The sequence below is a fragment of the Azospirillum sp. UENF 211521 genome, from assembly GCF_058780535.1.
This window is the reverse complement of the sequence record NZ_JBSNCF010000001.1, coordinates 2,374,154-2,398,457: the sequence shown is the minus strand read 5'-3', so window position 1 is coordinate 2,398,457 and position 24,304 is coordinate 2,374,154. Positions and strand designations below refer to the sequence as shown.

20 protein-coding genes are annotated in these 24,304 nt (G+C 67.6%); 13 read left to right on the top strand and 7 right to left on the bottom strand.

Going from position 1 to position 24,304, the window contains the following annotated elements:
- The first annotated feature begins 51 nt into the window (after nt 1-51).
- The 4 genes from ACWPN5_RS11260 (at nt 52) to ACWPN5_RS11245 (ending at nt 4,835) form a co-directional block, all read left to right on the top strand.
- Complete coding sequence (locus tag ACWPN5_RS11260) at nt 52-615, top strand: 1,2-dihydroxy-3-keto-5-methylthiopentene dioxygenase (protein ID WP_145686402.1); 564 nt, start codon at nt 52-54, stop codon at nt 613-615.
- Nucleotides 616-744: 129 nt separating this feature from the next.
- Nucleotides 745-1,569, top strand: coding sequence for a hemerythrin domain-containing protein (locus ACWPN5_RS11255; RefSeq protein ID WP_492295424.1), 825 nt, complete (start codon nt 745-747; stop codon nt 1,567-1,569).
- A gap of 432 nt (nt 1,570-2,001) precedes the next feature.
- Nucleotides 2,002-3,276 carry a type III PLP-dependent enzyme gene (locus ACWPN5_RS11250; protein ID WP_492295423.1) on the top strand — a complete coding sequence of 425 codons (1,275 nt, stop codon included), beginning with the start codon at nt 2,002-2,004 and terminating at the stop codon, nt 3,274-3,276.
- 140 nt (nt 3,277-3,416) lie between these two features.
- The gene (locus tag ACWPN5_RS11245; protein WP_492295422.1) at nt 3,417-4,835 is read left to right on the top strand and encodes a homospermidine synthase; all 1,419 of its coding nucleotides are present in this window, start codon (nt 3,417-3,419) and stop codon (nt 4,833-4,835) included.
- A 72-nt stretch (nt 4,836-4,907) separates the two neighbouring features.
- Here the strand turns inward: ACWPN5_RS11245 and cbiB are convergent, their stop codons facing one another.
- Nucleotides 4,908-5,870, bottom strand: coding sequence for an adenosylcobinamide-phosphate synthase CbiB (cbiB, locus tag ACWPN5_RS11240; protein ID WP_492295421.1), 963 nt, complete (start codon nt 5,868-5,870; stop codon nt 4,908-4,910).
- Between the two features lie 34 nt (nt 5,871-5,904).
- Here cbiB and cobD point away from each other — a divergent pair, with 34 nt between their 5' ends.
- From cobD to ACWPN5_RS11225, 3 genes are all read left to right on the top strand, one after another.
- Complete coding sequence (gene cobD, locus ACWPN5_RS11235; RefSeq protein ID WP_492295420.1) at nt 5,905-6,957, top strand: threonine-phosphate decarboxylase CobD; 1,053 nt, start codon at nt 5,905-5,907, stop codon at nt 6,955-6,957.
- A 158-nt stretch (nt 6,958-7,115) separates the two neighbouring features.
- Nucleotides 7,116-8,717, top strand: coding sequence for a sensor domain-containing diguanylate cyclase (locus ACWPN5_RS11230; RefSeq protein ID WP_492295419.1), 1,602 nt, complete (start codon nt 7,116-7,118; stop codon nt 8,715-8,717).
- A 162-nt stretch (nt 8,718-8,879) separates the two neighbouring features.
- Complete coding sequence (locus ACWPN5_RS11225) at nt 8,880-9,431, top strand: PAS domain-containing protein (RefSeq protein ID WP_492295418.1); 552 nt, start codon at nt 8,880-8,882, stop codon at nt 9,429-9,431.
- Here the strand turns inward: ACWPN5_RS11225 and ACWPN5_RS11220 are convergent.
- Nucleotides 9,421-9,729, bottom strand: coding sequence for a hypothetical protein (locus tag ACWPN5_RS11220; RefSeq protein WP_492295417.1), 309 nt, complete (start codon nt 9,727-9,729; stop codon nt 9,421-9,423). The genes ACWPN5_RS11225 and ACWPN5_RS11220 overlap by 11 nt on opposite strands.
- A gap of 16 nt (nt 9,730-9,745) precedes the next feature.
- On the opposite strand from ACWPN5_RS11220, the gene ACWPN5_RS11215 reads away from it, so the two are divergent.
- Nucleotides 9,746-10,714 (top strand): methyl-accepting chemotaxis protein, encoded by a 969-nt coding sequence (locus ACWPN5_RS11215; protein ID WP_492295416.1) that lies wholly within the window; start codon nt 9,746-9,748, stop codon nt 10,712-10,714.
- Nucleotides 10,715-10,851: 137 nt separating this feature from the next.
- On the opposite strand, the gene ACWPN5_RS11210 is transcribed toward ACWPN5_RS11215, so the two are convergent.
- Nucleotides 10,852-11,670: a response regulator gene (locus ACWPN5_RS11210; RefSeq protein ID WP_492295415.1), complete on the bottom strand. Its 819-nt coding sequence runs from the start codon at nt 11,668-11,670 to the stop codon at nt 10,852-10,854.
- Nucleotides 11,667-14,408, bottom strand: coding sequence for a PAS domain-containing protein (locus ACWPN5_RS11205; protein WP_492295414.1), 2,742 nt, complete (start codon nt 14,406-14,408; stop codon nt 11,667-11,669). Before ACWPN5_RS11205 ends, ACWPN5_RS11210 begins: the two co-directional genes overlap by 4 nt.
- A gap of 138 nt (nt 14,409-14,546) precedes the next feature.
- On the opposite strand from ACWPN5_RS11205, the gene ACWPN5_RS11200 reads away from it, so the two are divergent.
- Nucleotides 14,547-15,365, top strand: a complete 819-nt coding sequence (locus ACWPN5_RS11200) for an ABC transporter substrate-binding protein (protein WP_492295413.1) — start codon at nt 14,547-14,549, stop codon at nt 15,363-15,365.
- A gap of 3 nt (nt 15,366-15,368) precedes the next feature.
- On the opposite strand, the gene ACWPN5_RS11195 is transcribed toward ACWPN5_RS11200, so the two are convergent.
- Nucleotides 15,369-17,321, bottom strand: a complete 1,953-nt coding sequence (locus tag ACWPN5_RS11195) for a potassium transporter Kup (RefSeq protein WP_186466119.1) — start codon at nt 17,319-17,321, stop codon at nt 15,369-15,371.
- A 785-nt stretch (nt 17,322-18,106) separates the two neighbouring features.
- Between ACWPN5_RS11195 and ACWPN5_RS11190 the strand changes: the two genes are divergently transcribed.
- Nucleotides 18,107-19,561, top strand: a complete 1,455-nt coding sequence (locus ACWPN5_RS11190) for an ATP-binding protein (protein ID WP_247883201.1) — start codon at nt 18,107-18,109, stop codon at nt 19,559-19,561.
- 121 nt (nt 19,562-19,682) lie between these two features.
- Here the strand turns inward: ACWPN5_RS11190 and ACWPN5_RS11185 are convergent, their stop codons facing one another.
- Nucleotides 19,683-19,874, bottom strand: coding sequence for a hypothetical protein (locus tag ACWPN5_RS11185; RefSeq protein ID WP_145686381.1), 192 nt, complete (start codon nt 19,872-19,874; stop codon nt 19,683-19,685).
- Between the two features lie 482 nt (nt 19,875-20,356).
- Here ACWPN5_RS11185 and ACWPN5_RS11180 point away from each other — a divergent pair, with 482 nt between their 5' ends.
- Nucleotides 20,357-21,049: a LuxR C-terminal-related transcriptional regulator gene (locus ACWPN5_RS11180; protein WP_038527688.1), complete on the top strand. Its 693-nt coding sequence runs from the start codon at nt 20,357-20,359 to the stop codon at nt 21,047-21,049.
- 241 nt (nt 21,050-21,290) lie between these two features.
- On the opposite strand, the gene ACWPN5_RS11175 is transcribed toward ACWPN5_RS11180, so the two are convergent.
- Nucleotides 21,291-22,034, bottom strand: a complete 744-nt coding sequence (locus ACWPN5_RS11175; RefSeq protein WP_492295412.1) for a response regulator transcription factor — start codon at nt 22,032-22,034, stop codon at nt 21,291-21,293.
- Nucleotides 22,035-22,812: 778 nt separating this feature from the next.
- On the opposite strand from ACWPN5_RS11175, the gene ACWPN5_RS11170 reads away from it, so the two are divergent.
- The gene (locus ACWPN5_RS11170) at nt 22,813-23,460 is read left to right on the top strand and encodes a response regulator transcription factor (RefSeq protein ID WP_145686378.1); all 648 of its coding nucleotides are present in this window, start codon (nt 22,813-22,815) and stop codon (nt 23,458-23,460) included.
- 195 nt (nt 23,461-23,655) lie between these two features.
- The gene (locus tag ACWPN5_RS11165) at nt 23,656-24,210 is read left to right on the top strand and encodes a thioredoxin family protein (RefSeq protein ID WP_492295411.1); all 555 of its coding nucleotides are present in this window, start codon (nt 23,656-23,658) and stop codon (nt 24,208-24,210) included.
- Nucleotides 24,211-24,304: the final 94 nt, after the last annotated feature.

Sequence of the window (24,304 nt, the reverse complement as noted above, 5' to 3'; positions counted from 1 at the left end):
GCCGCGCGCCGCTTCGTCCCATGCTGGGTGCATCTGCACAGCGAGGCGGCCATGGCCCGTTTGTCCGTCTACAGCGACACCGATCCCACCGTTACCGAACTCTCCTCCGCTGACCCGGCGCTGGTCACCGCGCATCTGGCGCTGGCCGGGGTGCTGTTCGAGCGCTGGCCGGCGCCCCAACCCATTCCCGACGCCGCCGACACCCGGACGGTTCTGGAGGTCTACGCCGCACCGGTGGCGGCCCTGAAGGAGGCGCGCGGCTTTCAGTCCGCCGACGTGGTTCGGATGCCGCGCGGACTTCCGGACGCGGCGGACCGCCGTGCCGCCTTCCTCGCCGAACACACCCATGACGAGGACGAGGCCCGTTTCTTCGTGCGGGGTGGCGGCGCCTTCTACCTGCACATGGACGAGAAGGTGTTCCGCATCGTGTGCGGGGCCGGCGACCTGCTGAGCATCCCGGCGCGGACGAAGCACTGGTTCGACATGGGGCCGGACCCGGAATTCACCGCCATCCGCTTCTTCACGCGCCCGGACGGCTGGGTGGCCTCCTTCACCGGTGACGTGATCGCCGACCGTTTCCCGAAGTACGAGCCGGAAACCGGTGCCGTTCCATGACGCGCCCCCGATGACCCGGCCGCCGTTACCTTTCGCCGCAGCCGGTTGCGGGCGAAAAGCGACGCTGTTACAAGGCCTTCGGTATCGGCGCCCAGTCGTTGGCCGCTCGTCCCCCGCTTCGGAGGCTCCATGACCACGGATGGCCACTCCGTCCCGTGCACGGGCAACGGCTTCATCGACGCGGCCCACAGGTCGCTGATGGAGCATGTCGTGACCATCCGCAGCGCCTGCGCGGCCGGCGCCACCCGCAACTCCATGGTTCCCCGCTTCAACCGCTTCGCGGACGAGATGCGCATGCATTTCGACCATGAGGAGGTCATCATCCGCGCCGCCGGATTCGCCGCGTGGGAGGAGCACGCCGGCCATCACGCGATGCTGGACCAGCAGTTCGGCCGCCTCATCGACTATGTGCGCGACTGCGACGTCACCACCGATTTCCTGTGCACGGTGGCGGGCACGCTGGACGCCGCGCTGTGTGGGCACGAGATCCGGCACGATGGCGATTACACCGCGCTGGTGCGCAACGCGTCCTTGGCCCCGGAGGGACGGACCCTGATCGCCTGGAGCAGCGCCTTCGAGGTCGGGGTGGGGCCGCTCGACGCGCAGCACCGCCAGCTCGCCGACCTCATGAACGAGCTGGACGCGATGAGCCGCCACGGCGCTCCGACCACCGAATCGCTGGACCTCCTGGGGCTGCTGCACGACCATGTGCACGCCCATTTCGCCATGGAGGAGGGTGTGCTGCGCCGGGTGGCGCCCGGCCGCTTCGTGGCCCACCGCAACCATCACCGGCTGCTGGAGGGTCAGTTCGCCCGCATCCGCCAGCAGGTGGAGAGCGGCCGGCTCGACACCGGCGTCGCGGTGCGGGGATTCCTGCGCTTCTGGCTGATGGACCATGTGCTCGGCTCCGACCGTCCGGCTTTCGCCGAGACGGCGGACGCGGCGCCGCGCTGACCGCCGCCATCGTTGCGATCCCGGGCCAATCCCGGGCCAATCCCGACCTGTCATCAAAAAATCACTTAAATCGCTGGGGAAAAAGCGTAATTCATCGGGGACGACGCACTCGCACGTGCCAATGGCCCTCTGTGGTTATGCAACGACGTACCGCGTCCTTTTTGGCAGAACCGGTCATCAGTGGGCCGGTCCCGAGAGGGAGGTAGGCATGTTGGCTCTCCACGGCAGGGCTCTCAGACGGTAGCCCATAGCCGGACATCGACGCTTTGAACCTGCGGAGCTGTTAGCCCGCTCGTGAGCGTTTGACCCGGCTTTTCTCCGTCGCCTTTCACCACAACCCGAATTCCGATCCGCGGCTTTGATGGCCGTGATGGATTCCCGTCTGTTCGCTGGACCGCCCCGCGCCGGGTGGCCCAGGGTAAGGAGTGCGCCATGGGCTTCATCCGTTCCCGTTCCGCCGTCGCCCCGCTGCGCCGCGGCGTTTCCGTTTCCGCCCCGTCCTTCGGCGCTTCGCCGGTGTCGGACCGCCGCACCTCCGTCCATCAGGCGGTGGCGCTGGCCCGGCCCGAGGAGCCGATGCACTGCATCCGTCCGGGCGTCCTGGCCGACACCGCGTCCAGCTTCGTGGCCGCCTTCGACGCCGCGGTGTCGGGCGACGTGCTGTACGCCGTGAAGTGCAACCCGGAGCCGGCGGTGCTGCGCGCCCTGTGGGCCGGCGGCGTGCGCCACTTCGACGTGGCTTCGCCCGGCGAAATCCGCCTGATCCGCCAGATGTTCCCGGACGCGGTGCTGCACTACATGCACCCGGTGAAGGGGCGCGAGGCGATCCGCACCGCCTACCAGCAGTACGGCGTGCGCGACTTCGTGCTCGACAGCATGGAGGAGCTTCAGAAGATTCTGGAGGAGACGGGCGACGCCCAGGACCTCGGCCTCGTCGTGCGGCTGGCCCTGCCGAAGGGGAACGCGGTCTACGACCTGTCCGGCAAGTTCGGCGCCCCGGCGACGGAGGCGGTCGAACTGCTCCAGGCCGTGCGCATGGTCGCCCCGAAGGTCGGCGTGTCCTTCCATGTCGGCTCGCAGATGCTCGACCCGTCCGCTTACGAGCGGGCGCTGGAGCTGGCCGGCCGCATCATCGCGGAGTCGGGCGTGGTGATCGACGTTCTGGATGTCGGCGGCGGCTTCCCCGTCTCCTACCCGGGCGTCACCCCGCCGCCGCTCGGCGACTTCATGGAGGCCATCGCCCGCGGCGTGGCGAAGCTCGACCTGCCGGCCCACTGCCGCGTCTGGTGCGAGCCGGGCCGCGCGCTGGTCGCGCCGGGCGTGTCGCTGGTCGTGCAGGTGGTGAAGCGCCGCGGCAACGAGCTGTTCATCAACGACGGCGTCTACGGCGCCCTGTCGGACGCCGGGGTTCCCGGCTTCCGCTTCCCGGCCCGCATGATCCGTCCGTTCGCGCCGATGGGCGACGAGCCGGTGAAGGCCTTCGCCTTCTACGGCCCGACCTGCGACAGCGCGGACCGCATGAACGGCCCGTTCCACCTGCCGGCGGACATCCGCGCCGGCGACTGGATCGAGCTGGGCCAGCTGGGGGCCTACGGCTCCTGCCTGCGCACCGCCTTCAACGGGTTCGACCAGGCCCGCGTGGTCGAGGTTTCGGACGCGCCGCTGCTGGAAACGCCCGGCTACGTCCTGAAGAGCTGCGTGGCATAAGTCCCGCATCGCGGGAAAGCTGTGGATATCCCTAAAAAATCACCGTAAACCATCGTTGGTCCGACACCCTCCGCCTTTGCAAGAGGCGCGGGGGTGTCGGGCTGTATTTCTGTCACGCCAACCACGGGGGACCGTCTTAGATGACCCTGGACACCAAGCACATCACCTTCACCGGCCGCATGGTCATTGTCGGCTTCGGATCGATTGGCCAGGGAGTGTTGCCCCTGATTTTGCGCCACATCGGAATCACGAAGGACCAGATCACCATCGTCACCGCCGAGGAGCGCGGTCATGCCGAGGCGGATGAGCTTGGCGTCAAATTCATCAACCTGCCGCTGACGAGGGAGAACTACGCCCAGGTGCTGGAGCCCATGCTGGGCAAGGGCGATTTCCTGGTCAACCTGTCGGTGGACGTGTCGTCCGTCGCCCTGTTCGAGTTCTGCCACAAGGTCGGCGCGCTCTACATCGACACCTGCGTCGAGCCGTGGGCCGGCGGTTACACCGATCCGTCCCTGTCGCCGTCGCTGCGCTCCAACTACGCCCTGCGCGAGACCGCGCTGTCGCACCGCGCCACCTATGAGGGCGGACCGACCGCCGTCCTGACCCACGGCGCCAACCCCGGCCTCGTCTCGCATTTCGTGAAGCAGGCGCTGCTCAACGTCGCCGCCGACACCGGCGAATCGACGGAGGTCCCGAAGGACCGCGCCGGCTGGGGGGCCCTGGCCGCCAAGCTGGGCGTCAAGGTGATCCACATCGCCGAGCGCGACACCCAGGTGTCCAACGAGCCGAAGAAGGTGGGCGAGTTCGTCAACACCTGGTCGATCGACGGCTTCGTCGGCGAGGGTTGCCAGCCCACCGAACTCGGCTGGGGCAGCCACGAGAAGCATTTCCCGGCCGACGGCCGCCGCCACGAGTTCGGCTGCGACGCCGCCATCTACCTGATGCGTCCGGGCGCTTCGACGCGCGTGCGCACCTGGACCCCGCTGGAGGGGCCGTTCCACGGCTTCCTCATCACCCACAGCGAGGCGATCTCCATCGCCGACTACTACACCCAGCGCGACGGCAACCACGTCACCTACCGCCCGACCGTGCATTACGCCTATCACCCGTGCGACGACGCGGTGAAGTCGGTGCACGAGCTGGCCGGCAAGAACTGGTACATGCAGCCGAGCCAGCGCCTGATGATGCACGAGATCGTCAGCGGCACCGACGAGCTGGGCGTGCTGCTGATGGGCCACAAGAAGGGCATCTACTGGTTCGGTTCCCGCCTGGGCATCGACGAGGCGCGCGCCCTGGTGCCCTACAACAACGCGACCTCGCTCCAGGTCACGGTGGCGGTCCTCGCCGGCATCGTCTGGGCGCTGGAGAACCCCAACCGCGGCATCGTCGAGCCGGACGAGATCGACTTCCAACGCATCCTGGAGATTGCCAAGCCCTATCTCGGCGAGCTGGTCGGCGCCTATGGCGACTGGACTCCGCTGCAGGACCGCGAGCGGCTGTTCCCCGAGGACATCGATCACAACGATCCCTGGCAGTTCAAGAACTTCCGGGTTGCCTGAGGCCAGGTTGCTTGAGGACGGTTCGTCTGAACAGGAAAGGGGCTCTTCGGAGCCCCTTTTCCTTAGGCGCGGTCAGAGCGTCAGCGCCAGCAGCAGCGCGCCGGCCACCAGGGCGATGCAGGCCCGCCGGTAGAGGTGAAGGGCGCGGGTGATGTCCTGCGCGGTCGCGGCGGTGCGGCCCGGCCCCATCCAGGCGTCCTCGATCCGCGCATCGCCATAGACCCGCGGCCCGCCGAGCCGGAGGTCGAGCGCCCCGGCCATGGCCGCTTCCGGCCAGCCGGCGTTGGGCGAGCGGTGGCGGTGGGCATCGCGCCGCACCGACCGCCAGGACTCGGCGGCGTCGGCCCCCTCGGTGAAGCGGGCGGCGACCCAGATCAGCAGCGCCGACAGGCGGGAACCGGGCAGGTTGACCAGATCGTCCAGCCGCGCCGCCGCCCAACCGAACGCCTCGTGCCGGGGGGTGCGGTGACCGATCATGCTGTCCGCGGTGTTGATCGCCTTGTAGAGCGCGATCCCCGGCAGCCCGCCGACGAGCAGCCAGAAGGCCGGGGCGACGACCCCGTCCGAAAAATTCTCCGACAGGCTTTCGATGGCGGCGCGGCTCACCCCATGCTCGTCCAGGCTCGCCGGGTTGCGGCCGACGATGCGCGACACCGCGTCGCGCGCCGCCTCCAGCCCGCCGTCGCGGAAGGCGGCGGCGACCGCGGCGACATGGTCGTGCAGGCTGCGCTGCGCCAGCAGCGTGGAGGCCAGCGCCGCCTCCAGCAGGCCGCCGAGCGGCAGATGCCGGCACAGCCCGGCCACCGCCGATGCCGCACCGCCCACCACCAGCAGCAGGACGACCAGGCCCAGCACCCCTGCCGCCTTGCGGACGGCGAAGGAATCGCGACCGCGGTTGAGCGCGCGGTCGAGCTGGGCGATAAGCGCCCCGATCCACACCACCGGGTGGCGGATTTGGGCGTAGAGTGCGTCCGGGTAGCCGGCGGCGGCCTCGATGAGGAGAGCGGCGGCGAGCACGGACGGATGAAGCTCCACGGGATGGAATCCTCTGGGGAAGGGAAGGGGCGGGATGATGGCGGAATCGGCGGCGGGGTCCAAGAGGATCGTCCAGGAGAGGATCGTCCGGACGGAAATCATTCATGGCGGCGACCTCGACGCCGCACGAGCGGCCTTTCCCGGCGCGCCCGAGCCCTGGCTGGACCTGTCCACCGGCATCAACCCCTGGCCTTACCCGCTGCCGCCCATCCCGGCCGAGGCCTGGGCGCGCCTGCCGGGGCGGGCCGCCGAAACGGCGCTGCGCGAGGCCGCCGCCGCCTTTTACGGCGCGCCGTCGCCGGACCGCGTCCTGGCGGCGGGCGGCTCCCAGGCGCTGATCCAGATTCTGCCGCGCCTGCGCCGTCCGGGAGCCGTCGTCGTGCTCGGGCCGACCTACGCCGAGCACGCCGCGGGTTGGGTCAAGGCCGGCCATCGCGTGACGGAGGTGGAAACGCTGGACGCCTGCGACGGCGCCGACGTGGTGGTGATCGTGAACCCGAACAACCCGGACGGCCGCATCGTCCCGCCCGAAAGGCTGCTGGCGCTGGCGGAGCGGCAGGCGGCGCGGGGCGGCTGGCTGGTGGTGGACGAGGCCTTCGCCGAGGTCGCCCCGGAGTGCAGCGTGGCGTCGGTGGCCGGACGGCCCGGGCTGGTCATCCTGCGCTCCTTCGGGAAATTCTTCGGGTTGGCCGGGGTCCGGCTCGGCTTTCTCCTTGGCGAACCGGCGCTGCTCCGGGACGCGCGCGCCGCCGTAGGACCCTGGGCGGTGTCGGGGCCGGCGTTGGCCGTCGCCACCGCGGCGCTGACCGATGCGGAATGGATCGCCACCACCCGTCGCCGTCTCGCCGACGCCGCGGCCCGCTTCGACGAGCGGTTGGTGGATGCCGGCTTGCGCGTCGCCGGAGGGACGCCGCTCTTTCGTCTTATAGACGATCCGCGGGCGGCCGGGCTTTACAACGCGCTGGGCCGGGCCGGGATTCTGGTCCGCCGGTTCGACCATCGGCCGGAGTGGCTGAGGGTGGGACTTCCGGCGGACGGGGCGGCGGAGGGGCGTGTGAAAGTTGCATTGGAAACATTCGAAAATTGATGGATTTTGCGCTCAAAATAGGCGATCACCACCATAGCGCGACAAGATGGCACACAGGGGCAAAAAGGCGCATCGGCTAACGTACTCCTGGTTTGCCCTATCGTGGCGCAAGAATCTTCCATGACGCTGTGGGGGCCATGCTGGATTCGGTCGGTTCAATGAGTCCTTCTGGGGATGCGGAGGAAGCCCGGGCAACGCTGTGGCGTGCGTTCGACACGCTGCCGTCGGGGGTCTGCGTCACCACGGACACGGGGACCATCCTGTATGCCAATCCGGCTCTGCACGCTCTGTTGCGCTATGCGCCCGGTGGCCTGACCGGCTGCGACCTCGCGGCGCTCGAACCGGAGGAGGCCATTCTTCCGGCTTTTCCGGACGCGTCGGGGGAAAGGCCGCTGCGGTGCCTGGATGGCCGAACCGTCTGGGTGTCCGAGTCGGTCGGCCCCCTGACCAGCCCGCTGGGCGAGCGGCAGTCGCTGCGCGTCTTCACGGACGTCACCCACCACCGGCAGGCCCAGGCCGCCCTGCGCGATCAACTCCTGATGAAGGAAGTGCTGTTCGAGACGCTGCCGGTTCCCGTCTTCGTGAAGAACGCGGCGGGCGAATACACCGATTGCAACGACGCCTTCGAACGCTACACCGGGCTGGAGCGCCGCAGCATCGTCAGCAAGACCGCCTTCGCGGTGATGGATCCGCGCATCGCCGGGGCGCACGCCGACCAGGACCGCGAACTGACCGTCACCTGGGGGCAGCGCAGCTACGAGGAGGCGGTTCCCTTCGTCGGCGGCACCACCCGCCTGTCCAGCCTGACCAAGGCGGTCTTCTGCGACAGCGCCGGAAACCTCGGCGGCATTGTCGGCGTGATCCACGACCTGACCGAGGGGCTGCCCAGCGAGGAGCGGCTGCAGGCCATCCTGGAGCAGAGCCCGATCGGCGTGTCGGTGTCGCGCCGCGACGACGGCAAGATCATCTTCGTCAACACCCGCTTCGCCGAACTGATCGGTTTGACCCGCGAGGACCTGATCGGCCGGCAGGCCCGCGACTATTATCTCGACCGCCACCAGAGGGAGCGGGTGATCGATCGCCTGCGCTCCTTCGGGTCGGTGACCAACATGGAGGTGCAGTTCCGCCGGGCCGACGGATCGTCCTTCTGGACGCTGTTCACCGTCAATCAGGCGGTGATCCAGGGCGTACAGGTGAATCTGGCCTGGATCTACGATTACACCGACCGCCGGAACATGGAGGAGGCGCTGCGGGACATGGCCTCCCGCGATCCGCTGACGGGCATCTACAACCGGCGGTCCTTCATGGAGCTGGCGCGTTCGCAGCTCGCCCGCGCCCACCGCTTCAACGAACCGCTGTCGGTGTTCGTGCTGGACGTCGACCATTTCAAGCGCATCAACGACAGCTACGGCCACGCCACCGGAGACGACGCCCTGCGCATGGTGGCCGGCGGCTGTCAGGCCATCCTGCGTGAGTACGACATCCTCGGCCGGCTGGGCGGCGAGGAGTTCGTGGTCGTCCTGCCCGGCGCCACCGCGGAGGAGTCCCGCGTGGTCGCGGAGCGGGTGCGCCGCCACCTGTCCCGCATGGCGATTCCGGGTCCCGAAGGCCGCTTCCACCTGACCAGCAGCATCGGCATCGCCGCTCTGGACAGTGCCTACGACACCTTGGAAAAGGCGATTCACCGCGCCGACCTCGCCCTTTACCGGGCCAAGCGCGAGGGGCGCAACCGCGTCGTCGTCTACGAACCGGGCATGTGAGCCGCTGTATTCCCGGCGGTGAGTGGTACAATTTGTCGCAGCTGGCGACGGTCCGTTTTTAAAGCCAACCGATTATTACGTACGCTATGAGTCATTAGCAAAACTTATTACCAACGGTCGGGTTGGTGACCTGTTTGTCAGGTGTTTGAGAGGCGGACGGTCATGGCGGTCGGCATAGACGGCACACACGGTGGCTTGACCGGACAGGAGCGGACCTTTCACCGCGACGAGATCATCGTCTCGAAGACCGATCTCAGGGGCTGCATCACCTACGCCAACGATGTGTTCCTGCGCATCAGCGGGTACGGCGAGGCGGACCTGCTGGGACGGCCGCACAACATCGTCCGCCATCCGGACATGCCCCGCTGCGTCTACAAACTGCTGTGGGGCCGCATCGAGGCGGGGACCGAGATCTTCGCCTATGTGATCAACCGGGCGAAGAACGGCGACCATTACTGGGTGTTCGCCCACGTCACGCCGGTCTTCGGCAATCCCGACAACGGGAACGGGCGGACCATCACCGGCTACCATTCCAGCCGGCGCGTTCCGACGCGGCCGGCGGTGGAGGCGGCTGCTGGCCTTTACGCCGCGCTGCGCGCGGAAGAGGCGCGGCACGCCGACCGGAACGCGGCGATGACGGCCTCCGGCGCCATGCTGGAAAAACTCCTGCGCGACAAGGGCACGAGCTATGACGAGTTTGTCTTCAGTCTCTAAATCGCTCGCCGCCATCGCTCTGGTCGCCCTGCTGTCGGCGGCGCAGGCGGTGCACGGTCTTGCCACCGGCAACGTCGCCGCCGCCGCGCTGGGCCTGCTGGCGCTCCTCCCCTGTCTTGCCGCGATCCGCTGGCTGAGGCTCACCAACCGGACCATCCGGAAGGCCATGACGGTGATCGCCGCGGCGGAGAAGGGCGACCTTCAGCCGCGCATCCTGAACATCCACGGCAACAGCCCCATCGCGGACATGCTGCGCACCATCAACCGTCTGCTGGACCGTGTGGAGTTCCTTCGGCAAGGAGGCCAACGCCGCCATGCAGCACGCGGCGGAGGGGCAGTATTACCGCCGCATCGTGATGACCGGCATGGTCGGCGAGTTCGGGGCCTATTCCCGCCAGATCAACGACGGGCTGGCCGCGATGGACAGCAAGAGCCGCGAGTTCGTGGAAAGCGCCACCCGCATCGGCGCCAACATCAAGGAGGTCGCGCAGAGCCTGTCGGCCAGCGCCGCCCAGCTCGAAGCCTCCTCCACCGCCATGACGGCGACCGCGGCCACGGCCAGCGAGCAGTCCTTCTCCGCGGCCTCGGCGGCGGAGCAGGTGTCGTCCAACGTGGACGGGGTGGCCGCGGCGACCGGAGAGGTGTCGGGCGCCATCGGCGAGGTTGCCCAGGGCGTGTCCCGCACCGCCGATCTCGCCCGCAGCTCGGTGGAGAAGGTGCGGGAGGCGGACGCCACCATCCGCTCGCTGCTCGCCGCCTCCGACCAGATCGGCGCGGTCGTCCAGCTCATCAACGACATCGCCAGCCAGACGAACCTCTTGGCGCTCAACGCGACGATCGAGGCGGCGCGCGCCGGCGAAGCCGGGAAGGGCTTCGCCGTGGTGGCGACCGAGGTGAAAAATCTCGCCAACCAGACGGCCCAGGCGACCGAGGACATCACCGCCCAGATTTCCCAGGTCCAGTCGGTGACCCGCGCCACGGCGACGGTGATCCAGCATGTCGGGGGCATGATCCACGACATCGACGAGATCGCCGTCGGCATCGCCAGCGCCGCCGAACAGCAGAGCGCGGCCATCGACGAGATCAGCCGGTCCATCCGCGAAGCGTCGGCCGGCGTGCGCACCGTGGCCGACGCGGTGACCAGCGTGTCCTCGGGCGCCCAGGACGCCAGCGCCGCCGCCAGTCAGGTGCTTTCGTCGGCCGGCGAGCTGGCGCGGCGCGCCGTGACTCTCAACGGCGACATCGACAGCTTCGTCGCGCGTGTCTGCGGCGGTCAGCGCTGAGCAACGGCGAGGTCGGGCGGCGAGGTCGGGCGACGCGGCCGTCAATGCAACCGGCCACTTGGGCGAGTCGCGTACCTGCAGGAATTGACAGCCGCGGCCCGACGACCCTAAGCCACACTCCGGATGTTTTGGGGAGGTCAGGTCGTCCCGGAGCCGCCCGTCCGAGGTCCGCCCTTCCAAGGTCCAATCGTCTCCAGCGCCACCCGGTCATCCTCCGTCGAGGCGGCGGCGCGCGCGCTGTCCTTGGCGGCATCCCTGGCGGCGTCTTTCAGGGCGGCCTCCAGACGCTGGATGCGATCGCCGTCGATGCCCGCGGCATCCCGGCGGCGGGCGGCGGCGACCAGGTCGTCGGCCAGCGTCGAAGCCTCGGCAAAGCCCACATTGCCGGCCGAACTCTTCAGGATGTGGGCCGAGCGCTCCACCGTCGTGAAGTCGCGATTCCGGGCCGCCGCCCGGAGCTGGTCGAGATGGCCCGGCGTCTCGCGGCGGAAGATGTCCATCAGCAGCGCAAAGCCTTCATCGCCGATCGCGTCGCGCAGATCCCGGCGCTTGGCATGGTCGATCCGCGGCGGTGGGCCCGTTTCCGGGCGCGGCTTCGGCGGGTTCGGCTCGTCCGGTTCCGGGACATTGGTCCACCGGGCGACGGTGTACAGAAGCTGTTCGGCCACGATGGGCTTGGCCAAATAATCGTTCATCCCGGCGGCCAGGCAAACGGCCTGATCCCCCTCCATGGCGTTGGCGGTCATCGCGACGATCGGCACGACCGCCGCCGGTCCGCCCATCCGGCGGATCGCCATCGTCGCCGCCAGCCCGTCCATTTCGGGCATCTGGACATCCATCAGGACGAGGTCGTAGGGCAGGGCGGCGACGGCGTTGACCGCCTCCAGCCCGTTCGACACCGAATCGACCGCGTGGCCACCCCGGCGCAGCAGGGCGAGGGTCACCTGCAGGTTCACCGGATTGTCCTCCGCCACCAGGATGCGGCGCCGGAGGGGACCGGAAAGAGCCGATCCGGACAGCGCCGCGGCGGGCGCTGCCCGCCCGTTGCCTGGGGGGGCGCCGCGGTCCGTGCCTTCTGCGGGAATGCCTTGGGCGGCGAGGCGAACAGGCGTGAGATGGCGGTGCGCAACGCCGTCGCGCGGATCGGCTTGACGATCCGCACTGTCACGCCGGCGGCGTTTCCCTCCGCGTCCCCCATGCGGTGGGAGGTGGCCAAGGCCAGGGGCAGGCCGGCCAGCGCCGGTTCGGCGCGAATGCGGACGGCCAGCTCCGGCCCGGTCAGGCCCGGCATGCAATGATCGAGAATGGCGGCGTCGAACGGGCGCCCCTCCGCGCTGGCGTCCAGCAGCCGGCGCAGGGCGTCTCCTCCCGTGGCGACGGCTTCGGTTTCCAGCCCCAGCGCGGCGAGTTGGCGGGCCAGCAGGTCGCGGTTCACCGCCAGATCGTCCACCAGAAGAACACGCCGTCCGGCCCAGGCGCCCGCCTCTTCCGCCTTGGGTGCGGTTTCCGCCGCCGCGCCGCGCCACAGGGGAATGACGGCCCAGAACACGCTCCCCTCTCCGGGCATGCTGTGGACGCCGATCCGTCCGCCCATCAATTCGGTGAGGCGTTTGCAGATGGCGAGGCCCAGCCCCGTGCCGCCATGGCGCCGGGCCGACGAGCCGTCCACTTGGCTGAACATGGAGAACAGACGCTTGTGGTCGGCCGCGGCAATGCCGATGCCGGTGTCCCGAACCTCGAAGCGGACGGTCACCGGCCTGTCCTGCGGAGTTCCGCCTCCGCTGTCGCCCGCGTCCGCTCCGTCCGCCTCGGGAAACAGGCTGTTCGGCTCGACCGACAGCACGATGGTGACGCTGCCCTGATCGGTGAACTTGACCGCGTTGCCGGCGAGATTGATCAGGATCTGGCGCAGCCGTCCGGGATCGCCCCGCAGCGGGCCGTGCAGGGCCGGCGGGACATAGCTTGCCAGCTCCAGCCCCTTGGCGGCGGCGCGCGGGGCCAGCAGTTCCACGACGCTCTCGACCAGCGGCACCGCTTCGAAGTCGGTGATCTCCAGCGTGAGGCGACCGGCGTCGATCTTGGAGAAGTCGAGGATGTCGTTGATGATGGTGAGCAGCGATTCCGCGGAGTCGCGAATGGTGTCGGCGTAACCGCGCTGCTCCTCGTCGAGGCTGGTTTCCTGGAGAAGCCCGGCCATGCCGATCACCCCGTTCATGGGTGTTCGGATCTCGTGGCTCATGGTCGCCAGGAACTCCATCTTGCTGCGCTGCCCGGCCTCGGCCTTCTCCTTGGCCTCGGTCAGCGCCCGCTCCACCCGCTTGCGCTCCGACAGGTCGCGGAAGAAGGCGGCGAAGACGATGCCGTGCTGCGTCTGCACCTCGGCCAGGGACAGGTCGAGGGGAAACACCTCCCCGTTCATCCGCAGGCCACTCACCTCGCGGGAGAAGTTCGGACCGATCCGCCGGGCGCCCGTGGCGATGGCCTCCATGATGCGGTTGTGGGCCGTGTGGTGATGCGGCTCCATCAGCTCCTGGACATGGCGTCCGATCAGGCCGCCGGGCGGGTAGCCGAAAATCCGGTGGGCCGCGCTGTTGGCGGATTCGATGACGCCGTCCGCGCGCACCGTCAGGATGCCCTCCACGGCGGTTTCCAGAAGCGCGTTGAAACGGGCGTTGCCGTCCTCCAATTGCGCGTCCTTGCGGCGCAGCAAGGTCAGCACGGCGGTGAACAGCAGGATGACCAGCCCGGAGCCCAGCGAGACGACCGCGATCTCGAGCTGGTTGGTCCACCAGCCGGCCAGTTCCTCGTCCTCGCTGCGGCTGACCACCAGCACCAGCGGCCAGACCGGTGTGGCGCGGTAGGCGGTGATGCGCTCGACCCCGTCCGGGGTGGTTTCGTGGAACACGCCGCCTTCCGACACCGGAAGCTGGGTCCGGAACAGCTCCATCCCCGCCATCGGCGTGCCGGTGCCGTCCGCCCCGTCCGCCCCATCCTGGGGAAACCGGGTCAGCAGCAGGCCGTCGCGTCGGTAGAGCGACACCGTTCCGTGCAGCCCGTTGCGCACCGCACGGAAGACGCCCTGCAGATACTCGGGGTTGACCGAGGCGACCGCGACCGCAAGAAGCGTCCCATCGGCGCCACGGATGGCCCGGCTCATCGGCAGGACCCATTTGCCCGAGCGGTCCTCGGCGGCCCCGGCCGGGGTCAGGAAACGCCCCCGCACCGGGCTCCCGACATGGAGGCTCCTGCTCTGGCCGGACAGGTGGGCGCGGAACAGGTCCGTCTCCGCGAAGGAGGTGCCGAGCAAGCGGGAATCCTCGGTGGTCGCCACCAGGACGCCCCGGCGATCGAGGACAGAGAAACCTCGGATGTGCGGCGACCGGCGCAGCCGGTCCTGAAGCAAGGGGCCCAGCGCGCCATCTTCACGGCCTTGGACCGGTGGGCCATCGAGCAGTTGCCCGAGGATCACCGCGTCGCCCACCGACGCGAGCGTGATGTCAACCGTCTGCACGGTGCGGCTGACCGAAGCTTCCAGGGCGCTTGCCAGATTGTCGATGTTTTCCGCAGCTTTCTTCAACGTCAAGCTGCGGTCGGCATGAATGTCATAGGTGAACTCGAACAAAAGAGCCGTCAACGATAAGAAAGCCAATGCAAGAAGGGCGCCCCGATGCTGCAGCAGGGCAAGCTTGGCCATCACGCGCGGCTCCGTGGGGAGTGATGAGTTCGCGCGAATCTTAACAGCGGGCGGGCGAAGCGCAAGCCCGCGCTGTGCAGACGGGGGGCAGGGTGCTATCCTGCCGCAGTGTGAGCCGGATTTCGGGGGGATAGGGCTGTGCGGCGTCTTTCCATCGCACTGTCGGCGGTGGCGTTCCACGCCGCCCTCCAGTCCATGATCCTGTTGGGCGGCACGGTGCCGGCCCGGGCAGAGGCGCGGTTCGACCGGGTGCAGCGCACAGGATTGATGCGCGTGTGCATCTGGCCGGACTATTACGCCATTTCCTTTCGCAATCCGTACAGCGGCGAGCTGCAGGGCCTGGATGTCGACATGGCGCGGGCCTTCGGCCAGGATCTGGGCGTGCGGGTCAGCTTCGTGGAAAGCGGTTTTTCAACCGTCGCCGCCGACCTGCTGGGCGACCGCTGCGACATCGGCATGTTCGGAATCGGCGTCACAACCGACCGCTCCGAACGGATCGCGTTCAGCCAGCCCTATCTGCGCAGCGGCATCTACGCCGTATCCTCCCAGACGCACCCGCGCATCCTGCGCTGGGACGATCTGGACCAGGACGGCATGGTGGTGGCGGTTCAGAAAGGCACCGTCATGGACGACTACGCCAGCCGATCCCTCCGCAAGGCCAGCATCCGCATCGTGTCCGGGCCGCAGGAGCGGGAGGAGGAGGTGCAGTCGGGACGCGCCGACGCCTTTCTGACCGATTATCCCTACGGCCGCAGGGTGCTTACCGTCCACCAATGGGCCCATCTGATCACGCCGGACGCGCCGGTCCAGCCCACGCCCTACGCCTATGCGGTGGCGCCGGGTGACCCGGTGTGGCTGGACCGGGTCAATCGGTTCGTCGAGGCGGTCAAGCGCGACGGGCGACTGGAGGCCGCGGCCGCCCGGTTCGGCCTCACCCCGATCGTGGCGCGGGACTGACGGTCAGATCTCGACCTGGGTGCCCAGCTCCACCACCCGGCCCGGCGGGATGCAGAAGAACTCCGTGGCCGACAGGGCCGTCTTCGACAGCAGGATGAAGGCGGGTTCGCGCCAACCCGGCAGGCCGGTCGACCGCGATGGGATCAGAGTCTCGCGGCCGAGGAAGAACGACGTCTCCATCATGTCCAGATGCAGGCCGAAGCGGCGGCACCGCTCCAGCGCGCGGGGAATGTGCGGCTGCTCCAGATAGCCGAAGCGCAGGACGACCCGGAAGAAGCCCTTGCCCAGCTTCTCCACCAGAACGGCACGGTCCGGCGAGACGCGCGGCACCTCCTCCATGATGACCGTCATGACGACCACCCGCTCGTGCAGCACCCGGTTGTGCTTGATGTTGTGGAGCAGGGCGTGGGGGACGACGTCGGGATTGCCGGTCATGAAGACGGCCGTCCCGGCGACGCGCTGCGGCGACTGGGGCGTGACGCGCTGCAGGAACAGGTCCATCGGCAGGGCGTCGGCGTAGAGTCGTTCCGCCAGGATGCGGCGGCCGCGGCGCCACGTGGTCATCAGCGTGTAGACCGCCGCCGCGATCAGCAGCGGGAACCAGCCGCCGTCCGGCACCTTCAGCAGGGTCGCCCCGAACAGCGCGAGGTCGATCACCAGCAGCAGGGAGAAGGCGGTCACCACCAGCAGGGGGTTCCAGCGCCACAGCCGCCACGCCACCACCGCGGCCAGGATCGTGTCGATGGCCATGGCCCCCGTCACCGACACGCCGTAGGCGGCGGCGAGGTTGCTGCTGGAGCCGAAGCCGATCACCAGGATCACCACGCCGATCAGCAGCAGCCAGTTGTTGCGCGGGATGTAGACCTGCCCGACCTCATGCTCGGACGTGTGGCGGATCTCGCGGCGCGGCAGGTAGCCGAGCTGCACGGCCTGCCGGGTCAGCGAGAAGGCGCCGGAGATCACCGCTTGGCTGGCGATGACCGTGGCCGCCGTCGACAGCAGGACCAGCGGGAGCTGGGCCCAGTCCGGCGCCAGATGGAAGAAGGGGTTCTCCAGCGTCTCCGGCTGGTGCAGCAGCATGGCGCCCTGTCCGAAGTAGTTCAGCAGCAGCGCCGGCAGGACGAGGTAGAGCCAGGCGATGCGGATCGGCGCCCGCCCGAAATGGCCCATGTCGGCGTAGAGCGCCTCGGCCCCGGTAACGGCCAGCACGACGGCGCCCAGCGTCAGGAAGGCCACCCAGCCGTGGTCGACGAACAGCGCCGCCCCGTACAGCGGGTTGAAGGCGCGCAGCACGTCCGGCCAATGCATCACCTGCATCAGCCCCAGCACCGCCAGTGTGGCGAACCACACCCCCATGATCGGGCCGAAGAAGATGCCGACCCGTCCGGTGCCCTGCCTCTGGAACAGGAACAGCAGGGTCAGCACCGCCAGCGTGATCGGGACGATGTAGGGCGACAGGGACGGGGTGACGACCTTCAGCCCCTCGACCGCGCTCAACACCGAAATGGCCGGGGTGATCAGGCTGTCGCCGTAGAACAGCGCCATGCCCAGGATCGCCAGGGCCATGATGGCCCGGTTGCCCGCTCGGGAGCTGAGCCCGCGGTGGGCCAGGGTTCCCAGGGCCAGCACGCCGCCCTCGCCCTTGTTGTCCGCCCGCATCACGAGCAGGACGTATTTCAGCGTCACCACGATGATGAGCGCCCAGGTCGCCAGCGACAGGATGCCGAGGATGGTGGGCTCGTCGAGCGGCAGGCCGGTGTGGGTGAAGGACTCCCGCATGGTGTAGAGCGGGCTGGTCCCGATGTCGCCGTAGACGACGCCCAGCGCCCCCAGGACAAGGGCGGGCATGCGGTTGGCCTGAGGGGAATGGCCCGGGGGAGCGGGAGCGGAGGTGGGGGCGGTGGCCGGAGCGGCGCCGTTCGGTCCGTCGCCGGTTTGCTGATTGGCGCTGTCCATGGTGGTCCGTTCGTTCGGATCGCGGTCCGGTGTTGGAAGTCCCTCCTTGCGGGCGGAACGCTTCGGCCGCGAACCTTCTCCTTACATCAACCGCTCACCACAAGACCATATGGTTCCGGTGGTGCAGGGGTGCCAGCCGCAGCGTGCAAGGCGGCGCCCGCCGTCGCCACTGATCCTCCCCCAGAGCCGTGTTAGCCGGTTCTGAGTGGAACAAAAAATGAACATCGTCCTTGTTGTTCATATTTTGTTCTGTTAGGTTTTTCTCCATCGGCGAAGACGTCGAGCGTTTCACCGGCGCCCGTCGCGGCGCGGTCCACCGACCAAGGGAGAGTGCCATGTCGATCCTGGTTTTCCTGCGTGAGCTTGCCGGCCTGACGGCCCTGTTCGGCACCCTGTTCGTCTGGACTCTGCTGGGACACGCCGCCGGCTTCTGAAGCACCGGACCACCCGAAAGGAGTCGCCATAAGGGTGGGACCTCCTCCGGATAATAATCCGAAATCCCAGGCAGCCCTTGGCGACGCATCGCTTACATCCGGAATGCGTTCACCGCAGCCGCCGGGCACCTTCACCGGGGCGGGGCGGGCGGCGCGATCAGACCACCGGCCTCGGCCGGCTGGTGACGACAACGCGGAATTCTGGGATCGGGACGGATGCGAAACTTCTTTCGGAAGCGGCGGGCGACCGCCGATGCGGATGACCGGATGTCCATGGGTGGCGGCATCACGGGTGGTGGAGCGGCCGGACCGGGCGCCACCCCGGGCAATGCGGCTCACGGCCATCCGCCGATGCAATCCCAGAGCCCCCTCGCGGGCCGTCCGGCACCGCATCTGCGCCCGGTCGGCGGAGCGGCGGGCACCGGGACTGGTGGCGGGCTGGGCGGTGGGCTGAGCGAGACGATGCGCGGCCCGTCGGGGCTGCGGCACGATCCGCTGAACAGCCCGCTCGGTGGCGGTTTGGGTGGCCAGCGCGGCCAGGCTCCCGCCGACACGGACCTTCCACGCTTCACCATGACCGTCAACGGCGGCCTGCGCGGACCGGGGGCGGTCGGTGCGCCGGCCATGCTGAAGGGGCTTACCCCCGAACTCAACGGCTTGCTGCGCGAAGCCTTCACGCCGACCCGGCCGAAGCAGCAGCTCAACTCGCTGTTCATCGGCCGGACCGACACGCTGAAGCGCATCATCTCCGCCATCGAGGAGGAGCGGGCGCACGTCATCCTGTTCGGTGACCGCGGCCGCGGCAAGACCTCCGTCGCCAACGCCATTGAGAAGATCGCCGGCCAGGCCGGCTACCTCTCGCTGAAGCTGACCTGCAGCGCGGAGCTGAGCTTCGAGGACATCTTCCGCCATTTCCTGAAGAAGATCCCCTCGACCTATTACCGGTCGGGGATCGACAACCCCTTCGCCTCGCGCCGCAGCTTCACCAGCTTCAACGAGCTTCTGCCCGAGGGCGGGTTCAGCGTGACGGAGCTGAACGAGGTCCTGTCGGGCATCCACGCCACCCATGTGTTGCTGATCCTCGACGAGTATGACCGCGTCACCGACGAGGACTTCCGCAACAAGCTGGCGGAGCTGTTCAAGAACCTGACCGACAGCTCGATCCCGGTGACCTTGCTGGTGGTCGGCGTCGCGGAGAATCTGGACCAGCTTCTGGGCAAGCATCCGTCGATCCAGCGCTCGCTGGTGCCGGTGCATCTGCCGCTGATGACCGATGTGGAAATCGGCCGCCTCATCAACGCCGGGGCCGAGAACGCCGGCATCGCCTTCGCGCCGGAGGCCGTGGACCGCGTCTGCGAGTTCGTCCGCGGTCTGCCCTACTACGCGCAGCTTCTCGGCCTGCACGCCGCGCGCAGCGCGGTCAGCCGCGGCTCGACGGTGGTGGAGCGGGACGACCTCGCCTACGCGGTCACCCGCTGCCTGCAGGAGGCGGAGCGTGGCATCGTCGACTCCTACGCCCGCGCGCTGGCCGCCGAACGCCGCGCCGAGCTGGAGGACGTGCTGCTGGCCTGCGCCCTGTGCCCGGCGGACTCCTACGGGACCTTCGACCCCAAGGAACTGGCCGGCCCGAACGGCGCTCCGCCGACCAAGGAGGCGCTCGGCATCCTGGAACGGCTCTGCCGTGAGGAGTACGGCGGCGTGCTGGCTCCGGTGGTCGAGCCGGGCTGGACCCGCTACCGCTTCCGCAACCAGATGATGCGCCAGTATGTGCTGATGCGTCAGGCCCACGAGCGCGGCCAGATCTGACCGTCCATCCACGGCAGTCCGGTCCGGGGAGGCCCCTTTCCGCCGTCAGGCGGGGAGGGGCCTTCGTGCGTTTGGGCGTGCGTTCGGGCACGCGGTCCGGCGCCCGGCGGCCGCAGGGTCGTCAGCGCGAATCGAGCAGCATCGCGGCGAGGACCGCGCCGGCGACCAGCGCGCACAAGGCGAGCACGATGGCGAGGCTGCGCAGGAACTGGCGCATCTCGCCCTGCTTCCAGGCGCTTCGGGCAAGAAGCAGCAGGTAGCCGGCCGCCGCCGCGCCGATCATCGTCCACATCGAACCACGCACCGCGTCCATCAAGAAGCTTCCCGCCGCATGGTGTTATGACCTACGGCGAAGGGGCGGTGGCGATCATAGGACGGGCATGGCAAGGGGCGGATGCGCTTCTTCGGCATGAGTGCCTCCTGCCCGTTTGGGGTCGGGAACTTTTGGCAACTCCCATGAACCGGCCCGTCCCCATGCGCACCCAAAACGTGCGCGCTCCCGCAAGAAAGTGGTAGAGAAATCCTCAAAGTATCCATTCGATTGGGGATGCTGTGTACTTTAAAAGAGATGCAGTAATCCATGATTAAAAGTAGCTTTGCGCATATGTCCAATGCGTTCTTCTTTTAATCCCACAGAGTGGTACCGTGTTGCACGACACAGGGGTAAGGTCATCCAAAATATCGGCACGTCAATGCCATCGGTGGGGCACGGGTGGGGAAACCTCGGGTGATTGGTAACCTACAAGATTGCCCAGGGAGTCAGAGCAATTTTCCAAAAATCGCGGGAGCTGACCAATGGAACCAGTGCGTGCTTTTCTGATCGACTCCAATAAGCTGTTCCGCGAAGGCCTGAAGAGGCTTCTCGACGATTCACCCTTCCAGATCGCCGCCGAGGCGGGGAACCTGCGCGAAGCGCTGAACTCCGTGGAGAACGGCCTGCGGCCGCAGCTCATCCTGCTCGATCTGGTGAATGGGGGTGAGGAGGAGGCCGACGGCATGCGCCGCCTGCGCGCCCAGCTTCCCGATGCGCGCATGGTCATCTTGACCAGCGACCTGTGCACCCGCCGCCTCGCCAACGCGCTGGAGGCCGGGGCCGACGGCTACCTGATGAAGGACTTGTCGTCCGACGCGCTGGCCCAGTCGCTGCGCCTGGTGATGATGGGCGAGAAGGTCTTCCCGACCCATCTCGCGGCCCTGCTGATCTCCGGCCGGGTGAACGGGAACGGCACCGACATGCCGGTGTCGCGCAAGGGCCTGTCGCAGCGGGAGGTCCAGATCCTGCGCTGTCTGCTGAACGGCGACAGCAACAAGATGATCGCCAACCATCTGAACATCACCGAGGCGACGGTGAAGGTCCACCTGAAGAGCCTGCTGCGCAAGATCAACGCCTCCAACCGCACGCAGGCGGCGATCTGGGCGCTGAACAACGGCATCGGCGGCGAGTTGGCCGGGGCCGGCGCGGTGACCGCGGCGGCGGCCCACCAGTAACCGCTCTCCCGCGGTCATCTCCACCGGTGCAAGACGCCGGACCGGCCCGCCACACCCGTTTCGGGAGGCGGGCCGGTCCGGCGTTTGCGCGTCTGGTCGCCACCACGGCCGGCTCTGAGGAGGGCGCGGGTCGCGTTGCCAAGGTGGGGCCCGGAGAGACGCCGACAGGCGGACAGAAAATATCCCGGCACGGTGGCCGGGATTCTTTCGGTTTCAGGGGTGAAGCGCGTCCGACGTGACGTCAGGACGTGCCCGTCCGGTGGGCCGGGGCCGCGTGCATGTGCGGCGGAACCATGCCTTCCCGGGCGGATTGCAACGCGCCCTGCTGTCGCGCGGCGAAGACGCCGGCTTCCGTTCTGTTGCGGAAGTGCAGCTTGGACAGAACACTGCGCACCATCGACTTGATGACCGCCTCGGACAGATCGAGCTGGTTGGCGATCGTCCGGTTGTTCAGCCCCTGGCCGAGCAGGCGCAGGGTCTCGAACTCCGGTTCCGACAACCGCGGCAGCAGCGTCAGCCGGATCTCATCGACGCCCAGCCGGGACAGGAACTGCTTGGGCATCAGACAGTGCCCCTCCAGCCCCAGGTCCAGCAGTTCGTTGATGCGGTCCACGTTGATGTCCTCGAACACCCACGCATCGGCGAAGGCCAGGATGTGTGCGGCGTCCAGCAATTCCCGCGACGACAGCACCACGACGATCCGCGACCGGCGTGACAGCCGCAGATAGACCATCGGTTCGTTCTCGCGCAGCGCGGTGAACTGCTGAAGGCCGATCAAGATCGCATCGGGCGTCAGCGTGCTCTGCGTCAGTTCCGATATGTCGTGGAAGACGGTCACACGATGGCGACCGGCCCGGTCGAGCGCCTGCACCACGATGTCGGTGAGGGAATTGTTGTCGAGAATCAGGCAGACGTGCATTGGGGTCACCGCGTTGCGGGTCGAGTGCGATGCTTTCTCTTGGGCGTACTCATGGTTCATGTGCATGGGTCAGCTCTGTTTGGAGGAGGCATCCACGGCAAGCCCTTGTCGGGCATTATCGCCGCCTGTGTTTTAGGCTTGTCTCGTGCTCTCTATCCGTCGGCGCTCTGTGTCTTCGCTTAAGTGATTTCGTTTAAAGACTGCATCGAATTTCTGGTATATATCCATCAAACCTGGAAAAAAACTTGACACTGTGACAAACAGTTTATAAATTAGTCGTGTAACACGTAAATCAAACGATAGATGATCACTCAAGATCGTCAAGCGCATCTGAATGGCGACCGGATCGCTCCAAGCGATAACTCTTTTGTGACGAGCCACACTGAAAGGCCAGTACAGGTGTGTGTCGCAAAGTGGGGCATTCGTGCAGGAAAAGCGCCGGCCATTCGTACAAGATGACGCACCGATCGGGTAGGTTTTCACGCAATTCGATCATTGGTGCTAACCCTCTGCGCGTAATGGGTGTTTTGTCACCGGTCGTCACTGCCGTCCTCGTCTCGAACAACCAAAGCTGGAAAAAATTCCGCTGCCGCTTTCTTTCGTGCAGAGATATAGACGCAAGGTCATAGTTCGTGTTTTGTTCAGTCGGCCTTCGCTGTAGGGGGCAGCGGTTCCCGGCCGCAAATGACCTATGGCCCTTGTCCGGATATTGCCCCTCTTCCGAATGTGGTAGCAGTTCTTCAAGCCACAGGGCGAAAGGGTTGGTGGATCGCCAATGGGGTGGCCCGGTTAGTCCGGGTTGGGCTGATCCGAAGCAACGGGAAAAACGAAGGCGGACGGGGCCATGAAAATTCTGATCGGTGACGACCATCTCCTTTTTCGTGAAGGCCTGCGCCGTCTTCTGGAGCAGCTTCACGGGGACGCGATCTTTGTCGAGGCGGGCACTTTCGACGAGGTGCTGCAGCAATGCAGCGTTGGAGGCGGGTTCGACGTGGTGCTGATGGACCTGCACATGCCGAACTGGCCGGGCTTCGACGGGCTGCGCGAGGTGCAGAGCCGCCAGCCGGGCGTTCCGGTGGTGGTGATCTCCGCCTCCGAGGCGCTGAGCGACATCCGTGGCGCGCTCGACCATGGGGCCACCGGCTACATTCCGAAGTCCAGCAGCGTCAAGGTGATGATGGGCGCGCTGAACCTCGTCTTCTCGGGCGGCATCTATGTGCCCCCCGGCGCGCTCACCGCCGCGACCGCGGCCTCCGACGCGGCGCCGCGCCGTGGCCGCCTGGACGGGGCGGACCGCAGCGCCTACGGCCTGACCCAGCGCCAGCGCGAAGTCCTGGATTGTCTGCGGGCCGGCAAGTCGAACAAGCAGATCGCCTATGAACTCGGCCTGTCCGAGGGCACGGTGAAGATCCATGTCACGGCGATCTTCAAGTCGCTGGGCGTCAAGAACCGCACGCAGGCGGTGATCGCCGCCGCCGCCATGGCCTCGTAAGGGACCGGAGTCGAACGCAGCGGGGCAGGGCAGGACACAAGAAAAACGGGTTGGAGACCGGCAGGGCCGCGAGCAGGCACGAACAAGGTGCCGCCGCGGCCTTTTCGATTCCGGCTTTCGCCTCACCTCTTATACTCGCGTTCAAAGCCGCGCCAGCGGCGTGCCCATACGGGCCCAAACGGAGGACAGACAGCGATGGCGGCGGAAACCCCGGTGTGCGACTTCGGCCGGAAGGCGGAGGATTTCAGCCTGAAGGGAACCGATGGAAAGACCTACAGCTTGGCCGACGTCCAGGGGCCGAGCGGCACGCTGGTCATGTTCATCTGCAACCATTGCCCGTACGTGAAGGCGGTGATTGGGCGGATCGTCGAGGAGGTCGACGCGTTGCGGCCTCACGGCATCGGCGCCGTCGCCATCATGTCGAACGACACCGACGCCTATCCCGACGACGGCTTCGAGAACATGAAGCGCTTCGCGGCGGAGCACGGCTTCACCTTCCCCTATCTGCTCGACGAGACCCAGGAGGTCGCGCGGGCCTACGGTGCCGTTTCCACGCCCGACTTCTTCGGCTTCAACGCCGACCTCTGCCTGCAGTATCGCGGCCGGCTGGACGCCTCCAAGCGCGAACCGATCCCCGACGCGCCGCGCGAGCTGTTCCACGCGATGGTCCGCATCGCCCAGACGGGGCAGGGGCCGACCGACCAGATCCCCAGCATGGGCTGCTCGATCAAATGGCGGAATCCGACCTGATTCCGCCCAAAGCGCGGCCTTAATACCCGGAGGGCCGCCGTTGCGCCTTGACCGCGTGCGGCGCCCAGTGCTATCCGGCCCTTTGAACCATCAG